Raw genomic sequence first — 18,350 nt, 5'->3', positions numbered from 1 at the left:
ACGATGACTGCGAACATTAAAGATATATACGCGCTTTCCCCTACCCAGCGGGGGATGCTCTTTCATACGCTTTATTCCCCTGACTCTGGGGTCTATGTTGTGTCCTATAGCTGCATGTTTCAAGGTGCAATGGACTTCGCCCTGTTCGAGAAGGCGTGGAACAAAGTCATTGAGCGTCATGACATTTTGCGGACAGGCTTTGTATGGGAGGATATCGAGAAGCCTGTGCAAGTCGTCTATGATCAGCTTCCGGTATCGGTAGAACAATACGATTGGCGGGACCTGACAGAAGACCAGCAGCAGGAACAGTTCAATGCCTATTTTCGCGAAAATCGCAGCAAAGGATTTCATTTGTCCGAAGCGCCGCTGCTGCGTCTGGCACTCATCCAACTACAAGATAATAGCTATCAGTTCGTCTGGTTATTCCACCACATTCTATTGGACGGATGGAGCATCTCCATCGTAATGGGGGAAGTGTTCGCGTTCTATGGAGCGTTCATAAAAGGGAAAAACTTGCGTCTTCCCGGCGTCCGTCCTTATCGCGATTATATTGCATGGAATCAGAAGCAAGATGTGCAGCAAGCTGAGCAATTCTGGCGGAATCTGTTGCAGGGGGTCGGCGCGCCGACTTCCCTGCCTCCAAGCCGCAATAAGGGGGACAGTGGTTACGAAGAAGTAGGCACTGCGCTGTCTGTTCAAGTGACGAATGAACTGCGCAATTTGGCGCGTCAGCACCAATTGACGCTCAATACGTTCGTACAGGGAGCATGGGGGCTGCTGCTGTCCCGATATACAAGAGAACAGGACGTTATTTTCGGAGCTACCGTCTCAGGTCGTCCCGCTAATCTTCCTGGCGTTGAATCTATGGTCGGCTTGTTCATTAACACGCTTCCTGTCCGAGTTAACGCAGCTCCGCAGATGGACGTCATTACTTATTTAAAACAACTGCAAGAGCTGCAGGCGAGCATCCGGGATTACGAATATTGTCCGCTGTCCGACGTGCAAGCGTGGAGTGAAATTGCACGTGGTCACTCGCTCTTCGAAAGCATTGTCGTATTTGAGAACTATCCAATCCAGCAGACGAAAGAAGAAGAACGCGGACTTTTGGACATGATTACGAGCATTCACTCCGAAGAGCAGACGAATTATCCGATCACGATAAGTGTAGTTCCTGGGGATTTTTTGGAATTATCCATTTCATATGATCGCAGTAAATTCGACAAGGACATGATTCAGCAGATTATAACTAATTTACATACCGTGCTTGAAGCGATCGCCGCTTCACCCACGCAGACGTTGGCATCCATTCCTACACTTACGCCTGAGGAACGTGAGCATGTGCTTGCCATTTCTGCGGGCGAAGTCGTCAATTATGACGCAGTCGGCTGCGTTCACCAGCTTGTGCAGGCACAAGCGGTGCGTACTCCTGATGCAGTTGCTCTCATAAGCGGCTCTGTGTCGATGACTTACAGGGAATTAGATTGCCAAGCCAACCAAGTAGCAGCTTATTTGCGCCAATTGGGGGCAGGTCCTGGCAAGCTGGTTGGTCTGTTCTGCGACCGCTCGATAGATTTGGCGTTAGCGCTTCTGGGCGTATTGAAGGCGGGAGCCGCTTATGTGCCGATAGATCCAGCATATCCGCAGGAACGCATTGCTTATATGATCCACGACGCGCAGATGTCATTCCTGTTAACCAAGGCGGATCTCGCTTCGCAATTGCCAGCTCATGATGCCGCAGTCATCTGTCTCGATGCGGATCGCGAAGCCATTTTCGCTCAACCCGCCGATGAATTGGAAGTCGAAGCGACAGGGGAACTCTCGGCTTATGTCATTTATACATCCGGTTCAACGGGAGCGCCGAAAGGCGTAGTCATTCCGCATCGAGCGATGCGGAATCATAATCTTAGTGCAGCAGCGCATTTTGAGTTGACAGCGGCTGATCGCGTGCTGCAATTCGCAACGATTAGCTTCGATGCGGCTGTCGAAGAGTTTTTCCCGACATGGATTCGTGGAGCGGCTCTTGTTATGATGCCGGACAGACTGATGAGCCCGGCCGAATGCTGCCATCTGGCGGAGCAGCATCATATAACTGTGCTTAACTTGCCGACAGCATATTGGCATGAATGGGTCAACGAGATGGTGGACGGAACGATCTCGATGCCGGCAACTGTACGTGCCGTCATTGTCGGCGGTGAACGTCCGTCACCGGAGCGGTTCGCGCAGTGGCGGCGAATGACGGGCCATCAAGTGGCATGGTACAACACGTATGGACCAACCGAAGCAACGGTGAGCTGCACCGTGTTCCGTGCGCCAGATGCAGGCCCGGACGACGAACCTATCTACGAAGAGATTCCGATCGGCCGTCCAATCGCCAATACGTATATTTACATTCTGGACGAGAACAAGGAACTGACGCCGATTGGCGTGCCCGGCGAGATGTACATTGGTGGGGCAGGATTGGCTCAAGGATACCTTCATCGGCTGGAATTGACCGCGGAGCGGTTCGTTGCGAGCCCATTCCAAGAAGGAGAGCGACTGTATCGAACCGGGGATATCGGCCGTTATTTGCATGATGGACAGCTTGAATATTTGGGACGGGTTGATTTTCAAGTAAAAATCCGTGGGTTCCGCATTGAGCTGGAGGAGATTGAAATTGCACTGCTGCGACATCCGAAGGTACGCAATGCGGTAACGATTGCTCGTGCAGACAAGCGTGGAGACAATCGACTGGTCGCGTATGTGGTGTCGCGGGAAGAGGAGACCATTTCCGATGGTGAGCTGCGCCACTATCTCGTGGAACGTCTGCCTGCTTATATGGTGCCGGCCGTCATTCTTACATTGCCTGAACTTCCGCTCACTCCGAGCGGCAAGGTGGACCGCAAAGCACTGCCGACGCCAGACTTCTCTCAACTAGGAAGAGAACAGGAGTATGTGAGGCCGCGTAATGTCATTGAGGAGAGCCTCTGCCGTGTATGGTCGGAAGTCCTTGGGGTTGATCATGTCGGTATTTATGATAACTTTTTTGAACTTGGCGGCGATTCCATTCTGTCCATTCAAGTGGTGTCCAGAGCAGCTCAAGCAGGACTTTCGCTGTCACCACGACACATCTTCGAGCATCGTACCATCTCAGAACTGTCTGGCGTTGTGAAATCAGCGGTGGTCTCCGTAAACGAGCAAGGTGTGGTTACGGGTCCGGTTCCGCTGACGCCGATTCAACATTGGTTTTTGGAACAGGAGATTACGAACCGCCATCACTGGAATCAAGCGATGTTCCTGACGATCGAACAGCCGGTGCATGCAGATGCAATGGAACAAGCGATAGCGCGGCTGATCGAGCATCATGACGCCTTGCGCATGAACTATACACTGAAGAATTCGACATGGACACAGCACAATGGTGATCAACTCGAGAAAATACCGTTCGAACGCGTAGATTTGTCGCATGTGCCGCAAGACGAGCAGCGGGCAGTACTTGAATACAAAGCGGAGGAATATCACCAAAGTCTGAGCTTGAACGGGTCGCTTATGAGAGCAGTCTTGTTCGATCTTGGGCGCCACGAACGTGCCCGATTGCTCATTGCGATTCATCATCTGGTCGTTGATGGTATATCCTGGCGAATATTGCTGGAGGATTTGCAATCTGCCTACGAAGCGCTCGTACGAGGTGATCAGGCTGTGCTTCCGCCGAAGACAACCTCGTTCAAGCAGTGGGCCGAGGGGCTTGTCAGCTACGTACAATCAGGTGCGCTTTTACAAGAAGTGGACTACTGGGTAAAGTCGTCTCCTGTGCAAGTGGCTGCCCTACCGACCGATTACGAACTAGGCTCGCGAACAGACAAGCTGATGAATACCGAAGCTTCCACAACAACCGTGGCGGTTGAGCTAAGTGAAGCGGAGACACATGCTTTGCTGAGGGAAGTGCCAAGTGCATACCGTACACAGATTAATGATGTATTAGTAACCGCGCTCGCTCAAACGATAGCGGATTGGACCAAATCAGGAACAGTCGCTATTGATATGGAAGGGCACGGCAGAGAAGAATTAATGGACGGCATTGACCTGTCGCGGACCGTCGGTTGGTTCACTTCTGTATATCCGGTCTACCTTGATATGGATCGTACAGCGGCAACTCGGCTTGGAGATGCCATTATGCGTGTGAAGGAACGACTCGCCGCTATTCCGAACAACGGTATCGGGTACGGATTATTGCGATATTTGGGTGATGAGGCGAACAGAGGGCCGCTGCGCAATCTGCCGCAGGCGACAATCAGCTTCAACTATTTGGGGCAGATGAATCAACAAAAGTCTGGGGATGGCGAGGGCATCTTCGGCTTCGCCGCCGAAGCATCGGGTTCCGTATTACATGAAGCGAACAAAAGGGCATACCTGCTCGATATTAATGCCATGATTGTTGGCGGCAAGCTGCATATGACGTGGGCATACAGCAGCGACTTATATAAGAGCGAGACGATTGAGAAGCTGGCAGGAGAGTACGTTGCTGCGCTGCGTGCTCTAATCGCTCACTGCCTGTCAGCCGAAGCAGGGCGCTGCACACCTTCCGACTTCCCATTGGCGGCCTTGACCCAGGAGCAGCTGGATGAGCAGCTTGCCAACTATCGTCAGACTGAAGATGTATATTTGATTTCGCCAATGCAGGAAGGAATGCTATTTCACACGGTATACTCTCCTGGCTCGCAGCAATACTTCGAGCAGTCGAGCTTTGCTCTGCAAGGGAAGCTGAACGATGCCGCATTCGAACAGGCTTGGCAGACAGTGCTCGATCGGCACTCAATCTTACGTACCGGATTTATTTGGAACGGAGTAGACAAGCCTCACCAGTTCGTTCTCCGCTCGCCCCAAGTGCCGTTCGAGCGGCAGGATTGGCAAGGGTTGGGAGAAGAAGAGCAAGCAATACAGTGGGAAAAGTTCCTTGAACAGGATCGCGAACGGTTATTCGACCTTGCAGCACCACCACTCATCCGGCTTACGCTCATCCGATTAGGTGCCGAACAGTACAAGTTCGTATGGAGCTTCCACCATATTTTGTTAGATGGTTGGAGTGTGCCTACACTGCTTGGAGAAGTTCTGTCCAGCTATTATTCGCTCGTTCAAGGGAAGGAGATTCAGTTGAATCCCATCTCATCGTCCTACCGGGATTATATTGCATGGCTGCAAAGGCAAGACATGCAAGCAGCGGAATCTTATTGGCGGGAACAGCTCCGCGGCTTCACGGCTCCGACAGCCCTTCCGCTCGAACGTCGCAAAGGTGAACAGAAGGAGATGGGCGAAGCAAGTGTGTCTTATACGCTGGATGCGAAGGCTGCAGCACGATTGCAAGCGATGGCGCGTCACTATGAGTTGACGCTAAGCACCTTAATTCAGGGCGCTTGGGCGATATTGCTCAGTCGCTACGCGAACGAAGAAGATGTGCTGTTCGGCACTACGGTAGCCGGACGGCCGACGGAATTGCCAGACTTCGAGTCTATGGTCGGATTGTTCATCAACTCGCTGCCTGTGCGTGTCGCGGTCAACGAAGATCAATCTGTTCAGCAGTGGTTGAAACAGTTGAACAAGCAGATGGTGGACATTCGCCAATTCGAGTACAGCCCACTTGTCCAAGTACAAGGCTGGAGCGATGTGCCGAACGGCACACCGTTGTTCGACAGTCTCGTCGTATTCCAGAACTATCCGGTACAAGATGTGCTGGAGCAAGATAATCCGGATGCGCTGCAGTTGCACAGCTTCCGAACGTTCGAACAGACGAACTTCCCGGTCACATTGGTCGCGATCCCTGGCGAAGAACTGTTGCTGCAAGCGTTGTTCGATCCGAAGCTGTACACGTCAACCAGCGTCGAGCGGATGCTGCGGCATCTGGGAACGCTGCTGCAAGAAATGGCGAATCGACCTGCACAAAAAATCGGGAATCTACAGCTTCTCTCCGAGCAGGAACGCACGCGGACGCTGATGGAGTGGAACAGTACACAAGCAGCATTCCCGCTTGATCGAAGCGTTGGGGAATGGTTTGCAGAGCAAGCGCGACTAGAGCCGGACGCAGTGGCGATCGTATTCGGGGAGCAGTCTGTCACTTACGGCGAATTGAACCGCATGGCCGAACGATTGGCGCGCAGCTTGATTCGGTCTGATGTCGCAAGCGGCGACATTGTGGCCATCTGCATGGAACGTTCCATTGAATCGGTGGCAGGTATGCTTGCAATCTGGAAGGCAGGCGGCGCTTATCTCCCGCTGGACTCCACTTATCCGCAGGAACGGATGGCGTATATGCTCTCCGAGGCGCAAGTGAAGGTGCTGATGACGCAAGAGCGGGTGCGTGACCAGTTGCCTGCATTCCAATGGCGTATCGTAGTCTGCGATCATGAGTTGCAAGCTGAAGTGACTGAAGCAGCCGAATCAACTGAGGAGCTGCAGCTTCCGGAAGCGGCTGGCGTAGATAAACTGGCTTACGTCATATTCACTTCGGGATCGACGGGTCAGCCAAAAGGCGTAGAGATCACCCATCGCAGCCTGCTGAATCTGATCGGGTGGCACCGCCAGACGTATGACGTACAAGCGGCAGATCGGGCGACAATGTTGGCCGGTGTGGCATTTGATGCTTCTGTCTGGGAGCTATGGCCTTATGTAACGGCGGGAGCCAGTATCTATATTGCCGATGAAGAGACGAGATTGAACCCGGTCGCATTGCGCGACTGGCTGCTCGCGAATGAGATTACGCTCTCCTTCATTCCGACGCCGCTCGCTGAACCGATGCTGACGTTGGAGTGGCCGGAGGGCTGCAAGCTGCGGGCCATTCTGACAGGCGGTGATCGACTGGCGCAATACCCTCCTGATACGCTGCCGTTCGCTCTATACAATCACTACGGCCCGTCGGAATCAACCGTTGTTGCGACGGCATGCCGGGTTCCTGCGCAGTCCGGCAAGTCATCGGCGGAGATCGCTCCATCCATCGGTCGCCCGATTGCCAATACGCGCGTGTATATACTGGATCGCAAGCTGCGTCCGCTTCCGCAAGGGGTGCCAGGCGAGATGTATATCGGCGGCGAAGGGCTGGCTCGCGGTTATACGAACCGTCCCGAACTGATGGCGGGGCGGTTCATTGATAGTCCATTCGTACGGGGAGAACGACTGTATCGAACAGGTGATCTCGCTAGGCATTTGCCAAGCGGTGATATTGAGTTTCTCGGACGCAATGACGATCAGGTGAAAATACGCGGCTATCGCATTGAGCTTGGCGAAATTCATGCGGTCATTGCGGAGCATGCAGCAGTACGAGAAGCTTCCGTCATCGTCCGAGAAGATCGTCCAGGTGACAAACGATTGGTTGCCTACCTCGTCTTGCATAAGACGCAACAGGTTGAGCAGCATGACGAAGCGGTGCAGTCCGTCCACAGCTACTTGCCAGAGCGGCTGCCTGAATATATGGTGCCGATCGCCTTCGTCACACTTGATGCGCTGCCGCTGACGCCTAATGGCAAAGTAGACCGCAAGCAACTGCCTGCGCCTGCATGGGATCAGATGCTGAATGTGAGCTCGTACGTCGCGCCGCGCAATGAGGTGGAACGCAGCTTGACATCCATTTGGGAAGACGTATTGGGTCTCGAGCAAGTCGGCATTTATGACAACTTCTTCGAGCTTGGCGGGGACTCGATATTGAGCATCCAGGTGATGTCCCGCGCAGCACGCGAAGGTATTCGCTTAACACCGAAGATGATATTCGGACATCCTACGGTAGCACAACTCGGTGAAGTCGCCGAATGGTCTGAGCGTACGGTGGCGGAACAGGGGCTCGTTACAGGACAAGCAGAGTTGACCCCGATTCAACAGTGGTTTTTTGAGCAGCCACTTGGGCATAGACACCATTGGAATCAAGCGATGCTGCTTACTGTGCAGCAGCCTGTCCACGTGCAAGCATTGGAGCAGACGATACAGACGCTCGTTGCCCATCATGATGGGCTGCGGATGCGCTTGGCGAAGGAAGAAGGAGGCTGGAGTCAGACCAACTTGGGCTTGGATGAAGCGATAATGCTCGCGACTGAAGATTTGTCGCAGCTCTCGGAATCGGCCCAGACCGAAGCAATTACTACAATTTCCGAAGCGGTGCAGCGCAGCTTGCACGTTGAACATGGTCCGCTTATGCGCGTGGTGCTGTTCGATCTTGGTGCTAATCAGCCGGCCCGATTGCTGCTTGTCATTCACCATCTGGTCATTGATGCGGTGTCGTGGCGCATTTTGCTGGAAGATATCGAAGAGGCATACGAGCAAGCACGTCAGGGCATTATGCCGAAGCTGCAACCGAAGACGACCTCCTTCCAGCAATGGAGCAAGCATCTGCAACAATATGCGAAATCGGAGAGCATGCGTAAGGAGGCCGCATATTGGCTCGCAATGGCGGAGCGTGACATCGCTTCGCTGCCTGTCGACTCCCGTCTGTCGGATGACGACAGAAGAGCGCTTAACACGGCAGATTCGTTCCGCACAGAAGCGGCTCTATTGACGGAAGAGGAGACCCGTGCACTGCTGCAACAAGTGCCTGCCGTATACCGAACGCAGATTAATGATGTATTGCTTACCGCTTTGATGCTGGCGATGCACCAATTTACAGGCCAATCCTCCATGTTGATTCATATGGAAGGGCACGGTAGAGAAGAGATTGCGAATGGCGTGGATGTATCACGCACCGTTGGCTGGTTCACATCCATATATCCTATATATTTAGAACTCGCTTCGGATACACCGCCTGGTGAAGCGCTCCGCTCCATTAAGGAACAGCTTCGTCAAGTACCAGATCGCGGATTAGGATATGGCGTACTTCGTTATCTATCTGAGGATGAACAGCTGACAGCCAAGCTGCAGTCGCTGCCTACACCGGAAATCAGCTTTAACTATTTGGGGCAATTCCAACAGCAGCAGAGGGAAGCTACAAGCATATTCGGAGTGGCTGTAGAGGATTACGGAGTCGTTCAGAATCCGACTGATCCGCTCGCGCATCTGCTTGATGTAGCGGGAGTCATTGCCGAAGGACAATTGCAATTGACCATGTCCTACAGCAGCAATCTATTCCGCGAAGAAGCGATGCATGCTCTGATGCAGCAGTTCGCGCAGTCGCTGCGTTCCTTAATCGCACATTGCCAATCAGCCGAAGCGGGCGGATTTACGCCTTCTGACTTCCCGCTTGCCCGTCTGTCGCAAGTGGAGATTGACCGCTATCTGGCCAATACAGAACAGATTGAGGATGCCTATGGATTAGCTCCGGCACAGGAGGGAATGTTGTTCCATTCCATCTATGCGCCATCATCTGGCGTCTACATTCAGCAGGTTAGCTTCACGATGCAAGGCAGATTGGATCGGCAGGCTTGGCAACAAGCATGGGAGATGCTGTGTGACCAGCATCCAATACTGCGGACAGCCTTCCTGTGGGAAGGAATGTCTGAGCCGCATCAAGTCGTCTATACCCGTGTCACTATACCGTTCACTGACCTCGACTGGAGAGGTTACGAGGCAGAGGAGCAAGCCGATCTAATTGCGGAATTTTTGCAAGAAGACAGGGTAAGAGGGTTCGCACTGGATGAAGCACCGCTTATGCGCATGGCGATGATCCGATTGTCCGACGATTGCTGCCAATTCATCTGGACGTTCCATCATCTTCTGCTTGACGGATGGAGCATTCCGATCATACTCGGCGAGTTGGCAACTATCTATCATGCGCGCTGCAGCAAGCAACCGATCGAGTTGACTGCTGGAAGACCATATCGCGACTATATCGCCTGGCTCCACAAGCAAGATGCACATGAAGCGGAGAAGTTCTGGATGGACAAGCTCAGAGGATTCACCGCGCCGACACAGTTGTCTGTAGAGCGCTCCCAGATCGCGGAGGCGCACGGCAACAAAGATGTTGAGCATCTGCTACCTCAGGAAGTGACTTGTCGCCTGCAGCAGTTGGCGCGGCAGCATAACGTTACTTTAAGTACAGTCGTTCAAGGCGCATGGGCCATCCTTCTGTACCGTTATTCAGGCGAAACGAATGTTGTGTTCGGTTCAACTGTCGCAGGCAGACCAGCAGACCTTCAAGGCGCAGAACATATGGTGGGATTGTTCATCAACACGCTGCCTGTACGCGTGCAAGTTGATCCAGAAGGATCGGTTGGAGACTGGCTGAGAAGATTGCAAGAGCAGTTGGTCGAGCAGCGCGAATATGAATACAGTCCGTTAGTGAAAATTCAAGGCTGGAGTGAAGTGCCTCGCGGGATGAGTTTATTCGAGTCGATTGTTGTGTTCGAAAATTATCCGGTCGAGCCGCCTGCTGAGCAAGCAGGAGAAGGCGTAGTCATTACGTCATCCGAGACGATCGACCAGACGAACTACCCATTGATGGTGGTGGCTGCTCCGGGCGATCAGTTCTCCTTGCGAATTGCATATGATACCGCTCGTTATGAGGACGATACGATCATTCGCATGATGGGTCACCTCACAACACTGTTAACCGGATTGGCGGAGGACTGGAGTCTTGCTGCGGTTCGTCTGCCGATGCTGACTGAAGCAGAACGCAGCACATTGCTCCCAGCGGAACCTGTCTGGACTCCACCTACGGACGAGCGCTGCATTCATGAATGGTTCGAGCAGCAAGCTGCATTAAGACCTGACAAGATTGCCGTTGTCTATGGGGAACATGCACTGACTTACGTTGGACTTAATGAGCAAGCGAACCGTCTGGCTCATTATCTGCGGAAGCGTGGAGCAGGCCCCGAAACGATGGTGGGTTTGTGTATGGAGCGTTCGCTGGACCTCGTGGTTTCCATTCTCGGCATTCTCAAGGCGGGAGCCGCTTACGTGCCGCTTGATCCGGTATACCCGACAGAACGTCTCAGCTTCATGCTCGAAGATTCTGAGACGCCGCTCCTGCTGACGCACGCGCAGTATCAAGATACATTGCCGACAGACGGAGTGAGCATCATCTGTCTGGATGCCATTCAGGATGAGCTTGCGCTGGAGGGCGGAGACAACTTGGGCAGAACGGCTGCTCCGGACAATCTTGCTTATGTCATTTATACGTCCGGGTCAACCGGCAAGCCGAAAGGGGTCACCGTCTGCCACCAGCATGTCGTGCGCTTGTTCACTTCAACAGAGGCTTGGTACGGCTTCCATGAACAGGATGTATGGACGTTATTCCATTCGTATGCTTTCGATTTCTCAGTCTGGGAAATGTGGGGAGCGTTGTTGTATGGCGGACGATTGGTTGTTGTTCCATACTACACGAGCCGTTCGAGCGAAGATTTTTATCGACTGCTTGTAGAGGAACAGGTAACGGTGCTGAACCAGACGCCGTCCGCGTTCCGCCAGTTGATTCGCGCAGAGGAGCGAATAGGTGCTGCGAACCTTGCGCTTCGTTATGTCATATTCGGCGGGGAGGCATTGGATCTGCCTGCACTCGGACCTTGGTTCGAGCGGCACGGAGACGAAAGCCCGGCCTTAGTTAACATGTATGGCATTACTGAGACGACGGTACATGTCACCTATCGCCCGATCACGATGCAGGATGTGCAGGAAGCAAGCGGCAGCCTGATAGGCAAGCCCATTCCCGACTTACAAATGTATGTGCTCGATTCCGCGCTGCAGCCCGTCCCTATCGGCGTACCAGGCGAAATGCATATTGCGGGTGCCGGGGTTACGCGTGGGTATTTGAATCGGGCCGAATTAACGGCTGAGAGGTTCATACCGAATCCGTTCAGTCAAGATCCAGAAGCACGTATGTACAAGAGCGGAGACTTGGCTTGCTGGAGGGCGAATCGGGAGCTTGAATATGTAGGGCGTGCCGATGAACAAGTGAAAATTCGCGGCTTCCGCATTGAATTGGGTGAGATTGAGGCCATGTTGGCTCAATATCCGTCCGTGCGCGAAGTAACGGTGATGGCGCGTCAAGATGGGGAGGAAGACAAGAGATTGGTTGCTTATCTGTCCACAGACAATGCGGACATCACGGTAGCTGGACTTAGAGGCCATCTCGCCAGTGTGCTGCCCGAGTATATGATTCCGTCGGCATTCGTATTCATGGATACGTTCCCGCTCACCAGCAACGGCAAAGTGGACCGCAAAGCACTCCCGTCACCTGATGTGTCTCGTCCTGAACTGGAGCGCAGTTATATTGCTCCGCGCAATCCGACGGAGGAGAAGGTGGCGGCAATCTGGGCCGAAGTGATGGGAATTGAGCAGGTTGGAATTGAAGACAATTTCTTTGAATTGGGCGGTCATTCCTTGCTTGCCACCCGCTTGATTTCACGCATACGCGATGAATTTCAGGTCGAGGTCCCACTGGCAGCATTGTTCGAATCCCCTACTGTAGCGGCACTTGCTTCGGCTATTCAGCAAGCACAGGAAGATCAAGCCGGCACTGCTATGCTAGACGAGCTTCTCGAGGACTTGGAAGGTATTTCCGAGGATGAGTTGCTTCAAATGTTAGCAGAGCAAGCGGCGGACAAGGAGAATGATTAGATGAGCGATATTAACACACGTTTGGCTTCATTAACTCCCGAACAACGTCAATTGCTTGTCAAAAAATTAACGGAAAGGAAGACGGCCTCGAGGCCGTCTCCCACTCCGCAACCGATTGATCCTGGAGGTTCCGTGCTCTCTTTCGCACAACAGCGGCTCTGGCTGCTGGATCAGCTTGAGTCGGGTACGAGCCATTATAATATTCCGTTTTCGCTTCGCTTTAGAAGCAAGCTTCACATATCCGCTTTGCAGCACAGCTTAACGGAGATCGTGCGCAGGCATCAAGCACTGCGAACACGATTCGAAGAGCGGGCGTCAGGTGCTGTACAACTTGTCGATCCGATCGAACCGAACTGGCAATTTCCGCTCGTGCAGACCGATCTGTCTTCAGTATCGGCAGTCGGCTTGGACAAGGAAGCAGATGCACTGCGCCTCGTCAACGAAGAGGCGGCAAGGCCGTTCAATCTGGCAACAGGGCCGCTGCTGCGCGGATTGCTTGTCACAGTTGGTGAGGACGATCATATTCTGCTTGTCACCTTCCATCATATTGTGTTCGATGGCTGGTCACTAACGGTGTTCCAGCAGGAATTGCTGCTATTGTATGAAGTTTACGCCGCAGGTCAATCCTCTCCGCTGCCTGACCTGCCGATTCAATATGTCGATTATGCGATTTGGCAGCGCAAATGGTTGACGGAGACCGAACTGCAGCACCAACTGGATTATTGGACAGATAAGCTGGGGGATGCCGATCATGTATTGGAGCTGCCAACCGACCGTCCGCGTCCAGCGGTCCAGATGTTCCACGGTGACATTCGTTCGCTTCATATTGGTGAGGATGTCGTCAGGACGCTGCGGGAATTGAGCCGCAAGGAAGGAGCTTCGCTGTTCATGGCGATGCTGGCAGCGTTCCAGACCTTCCTCTATCGACATACGGGCAAGCATGATCTGTCTGTCGGCACACCGATTGCCAATCGGGGAATGTCGGAAGTTGAAGGACTGATAGGATTCTTTGTCAATACGCTCGTCATGCGCAGCGATCTATCTGGAAATCTGACGTACCGCCAACTGCTCAAGCAGGTGAGAAAGACAGCTTTGGAGGCATACTCAAATCAGGATTTGTCTTTTGAACGATTGGTTGATGCTCTGCAGCCGGAGCGTTCTGTCAGTCATGCACCGCTGTTCCAAGTCATGTTCACGATGGATGAAGCGCAGGTCACAGACCGTTCAGGCACAGAGACTGACGGGCTGCGCGTCGAGCCTTATACATTTGAGAGCCGGAGTGCCAAGTTTGACATTACGCTGATGATTTTTGATACAGGGTCCAGCGGTGTAGTGGCTCAGATGGAGTACAATACCGATCTGTTCCATGCGAGTACCGTTGAGCGCATGCTGCGTCATTTGAACAATCTGCTCGCAGGTATTGCCGCCAATCCGGACAGTCCGATCGGGACGCTGCCGATGCTGGATGAAGCGGAAGTATACGAGCTGCTCGTTGCGCGCAATCAGACTACCGTGGCGAGCGACGCAAGCCTGACGTGCCTTCACGAACGAATAGCCGTTCATGCTGAGCAGACACCGGATACGATCGCCATCGTAGATGGGCAGATTATCTTAACATACCGTGAACTGAATACGCGTGCGAACCGGCTCGCCCATTACTTGCGCAAGCTTGGAGTAGGACCGGAGACAATTGTTGGCGTGCTGGCGCATCGGTCGGCAGCGCAGATAACCACATTAGTAGCCATTATGAAAGCGGGCGGCGCTTATTTGCCTATTGACCCGAACTATCCTCGGGAGCGGATTGCCTTCATGCTGGAAGACGCCCGAATTCCGGTATTGTTGACAGAGAGAACGTTGCAGGCTCATCTTCCGCAATCGGATGCTACTGTAGTGTGGATCGAAGATACAGCCGCGTACGCCCAAGAGGAAGGGCAAGTTCCGCCTGCTTCACCGACCTCTCCTGATCAACTGGCCTATGTCATTTATACGTCTGGTTCGACCGGGAAACCGAAAGGCGTTCAGATTGAACATTTTGGTCTGTTGAATTTGGTGCAATGGCATATAACCGAGTATGCGATGACTGCAGCCGATCGGACTACGTTGTTCGCGGGGCCTGCGTTCGATGCTTCCGTATGGGAGTTGTGGCCAACATTAGCTGCTGGCGCCTCCATTTACATTCCGCATGAAGAGCTGCGGACAGATCCTGTTCGGCTGCGCGAATGGATCGTGCAGAGCGGAATTACGTTGAGCTTTCTGCCGACGCCGATGGCCGAAGCTATTATTTCGTTAGATTGGTCTTTGTCGTGCTCACTGCGGTATTTGCTGACTGGCGGAGACCGGCTGCGCTTTTTCCCGGCGGACAACCTGCCATTCCATCTTGTGAACCATTATGGGCCTACGGAGGCAACAGTTGTTGCCATTGCAGGTCACGTTCCGACCGTCTCTGCGAACGGGGGACAGCTTCATCTTCCAGCTATTGGCCGTCCTATCGCCAATACAGAAGTTTATTTGTTAGATGAGCATATGCAGCTTGTTCCTGACGGCGTGGCGGGTGAAATATACGTCGGGGGAAGCGGATTGGCTCGCGGATATTTGCACCAGCCGGAGCTAACCACCGACAAGTTCGTGCCAAGTCCGTTCCCGTCCGGACGCTTGCTCTACCGGACGGGCGACTTAGCGCGTTATGTCGCGGATGGCTTTATCGAATTTATAGGGCGTGCAGATGATCAGGTGAAAGTTCGCGGCTATCGAATTGAGCTGGGCGAAGTAGAAAAGGCGATTGCGGATCATCCCGCGGTTAAAGAGGCGGTCGCGCTGGTCAAAGAGGTGCGTCGAGGCGATCGAAGACTGGTTGCCTATGTGGTACCGGATGAACGTGATGCAAGCAGCTCATTTACAGCAGAACTGCGTGCCTACTTGCGCGCGAAATTGCCCGAGTATATGGTCCCGGCTGCCTTCGTCATGTTGGATCAATTGCCGGTTACCCCGAATGGCAAAGTGGATCGCAAGGCACTTCCTGAGGCAGAGTTCGCAACCGAGACGCAAGCATATGTGGCACCGCGAACAGCCAAAGAGACGCTGCTTTCCGCAGTCTGGGCGGAAGTGCTTGGCGTCGAGCGGGTCGGCATTCACGACAATTTCTTCGAATTGGGCGGAGACTCGATCTTGAGCATCCAGATTGTGAGCCGCGCGCGGCAGAGTGGATTGCAGCTAACACCTAAGCTGCTCTTCCAGCACCAAACGATTGCCGATCTGGCTCCAGAAATTCGTGAGGGAGCACTCGTGGAGGCAGACCAGGGCATCGTAACTGGAGATGTACCGCTTACGCCGATTCAGCGCTGGTTTTTTGCCCAACCGATGCAATCGCCGCATCACTTCAATCAGTCCATGATGTTTACCGTTCATCCGTCTGTTGATGCACAGATGCTGCGCGAAGCCGTTCGGCATCTGATTGCCCACCATGATGGTTTGCGCCTGCAATTTACGGCAGGAGATACAGGTTGGGAGCAATATAATGCGGATATAGCCGAAGAAGTACCATTTACCTGTATAGATGTAAGTGGATTGAGTGCAGAAGAGCAGGTAGCAACGATTGAGCGTACCGCAGCGCAAGCGCAGCAAGGTCTGAGTCTGAATGCAGGTGTACTGCTGCAGGCGGTGTACTTCGAGCTAGGTGCAGATCAGGCAGGGCGCTTGCTAATCGTCATCCATCATCTAGGTGTGGACGGTGTCTCCTGGCGGATTTTGATGGAGGATTTATATCGCATTGGCAAAAGTCTGGCGGAAGGTGAACCTATCACGCTTCCAGAGAAGACGACTGCATTCCGTAATTGGGCGAAGAAGCTCGCTGAATATGCATCCACAGGCAAGATGCTGAATGAGATTGACTACTGGTTGGACGAGAAGCGCAAGTACGTTCCGGCACTGCCTGCGGATTTCGTGCAAGGTGAGAACACCAATGCTTCGACACAGGACGTACTGGTAGAGCTTGCGCCTGACGAGACACATATGCTCCTGCAGGACGTTCCGCATGCGTACCGGACTCACATTAACGATGTCCTGCTTACGGCGCTGCTGCTGGCGATGTCTGCATGGTCAGGGCATGACAAGCTGCTGCTTCACATGGAAGGGCATGGACGTGAAGATTTGTTTGACGAGGTGGACTTGTCACGGACGGTAGGCTGGTTTACTTCCATGTATCCTGTGCTTCTGGAGCGAAGCGGCAACGAAATTAACTTCGGTGCCGAACTGAAATCGGTGAAGGAGCAGTTGCGTCAAGTTCCCAACAATGGGATCGGCTACGGCTTGCTTCGGTATATGAGCAGCAATGAGCACGCACAAATGCTCGAAGCGCTGCCTAAGCCGCAAGTCAGCTTCAACTACTTAGGACAGTTCGATCAGGTGCTGAACAGCGGGGAAGAGGGGCTGTTCGGACAAGCTCCTGAACGTGCCGGACCTGAGCAGAGTCTTCAAGAGAAGCGGGCGCATCTGATTGATATTACGGGACTGGTTGCAGGCGGTTCGCTGCGGCTGACGTGGACATATAGCAAGAACCTCTACATGCGGGAGCGCGTGGAACGGCTTGCCTCGCTTTACATGGAGCAGCTTCGCGCTATTATCGCACACTGCCGATTGCCGGAAGCACGCGGGGTTACGCCGTCTGACTTCCCGCTCGCACGCATAACGCAAGAGCAGCTCGATCGGCTGGCAGGTACGGGGCATGGTGTAGAGGATATATACACGTTGTCACCAATGCAGCAAGGCATGCTGTTCCATGCGGCATATTCACCGGACTCACACGCGTATTTTGAGCAAATGAGCTGGACGCTGCAAGGGGATTTCCATCCAGCAGCAATGGAGCGGGCATGGAATCAGGTTGTTGAACGACACTCCATTTTGCGCACAGCTTTCTACTGGGAAGAGCTCAATGAATCTCATCAAGTCGTGTATCGCCATGTAACGGTACCCGTAGCCTATCTGGATTGGCGTGCATATACAGAGTCGGAGCGCGAGACGATGACAGAAGCATTCTTACGTGAAGACCGAGTAAGAGGATTCGAGCTGTCGGAGGCGCCGTTAATGCGAATCACAATGATTCGGCTGACCGAAGAGAGTCATCTGTTCTTATGGAGCTACCACCATCTGCTGTTAGACGGATGGAGCATGAATGCATTGATTGCAGAAGTGCTGCAAGTGTATGAGACGGTTGTCCGCTCGCAAGACAAGCCCGTAGACATCCCATTCGAACCGATTCGTCCGTACCGAGACTATATTGGCTGGCTGCAGCAGCAAGATATGGAGCGGGCGAAGCAGTATTGGCGTGATGCATTGCGCGGCTTCCATGCACCAACACCGCTGACCGTAGATCGCTTGCTTCCGGCCGGTTCCGAGGCGCAAGGAGAGTACAGCAGTACCAAGATCACCTTGCCTGTTTCATTGAATGAGAAGATACGGGCCTTCACCCGGCAGCACCAAGTAACGTCTAATACATTGGTGCAGAGTGCATGGGCGCTCTTGCTGAGAAGATACAGCGGCGAGGAAGATGTCGTGTTCGGGGCCACCGTCTCGGGACGTCCTGCTGATCTGGTCGGAGTAGAGTCGATGATGGGTATATTCATTAACACGCTGCCTGTCCGTATTCGTGTTCCAGACGATGAGACGATTCTGACATGGGTACAGGACGTGCAGGCGAAGCAGGTGGAGCAGCGAGAGTACGAGTATAGTCCGCTCTCGATGATTCAGAGCTGCAGCGAGCTCTCTCAAGGCACGCCGCTGTTCGACAGCTTGTTCGTCTTCGAAAATTATCCGGTCAGTGCCGGGAGCAACGAAGACGGTGATACGGGCGGGTT

At 53.4% G+C, this 18,350-nt stretch carries 2 protein-coding genes (1 of these 2 only partly in view); both read left to right on the top strand.

Annotated features, from left to right (window positions below; translation table 11 throughout):
• The first annotated feature begins 3 nt into the window (after positions 1 to 3).
• Entirely contained in the window at positions 4 to 12,501 is a 12,498-nt protein-coding gene (locus tag M3650_RS05420; protein ID WP_251573039.1) for a non-ribosomal peptide synthetase, read from the top strand.
• Positions 12,502 to 18,350, top strand: the 5' end (the start) of a protein-coding gene (locus M3650_RS05415; protein WP_251573037.1) for a non-ribosomal peptide synthetase. 12,181 nt of this gene lie beyond the right edge of the window; 5,849 of the gene's 18,030 nt are visible here — the first part of the coding sequence; the start codon lies at positions 12,502 to 12,504; its stop codon lies off the right edge, out of view. It begins immediately after the preceding gene.

Source organism: Paenibacillus sp. MER TA 81-3 (genome assembly GCF_023713585.1).
Lineage (GTDB): Bacteria > Bacillota > Bacilli > Paenibacillales > Paenibacillaceae > Paenibacillus_B > Paenibacillus_B profundus.
Note: the sequence above shows the minus strand (reverse complement) of the source record. Positions and strands in the feature narration are given on the sequence as shown.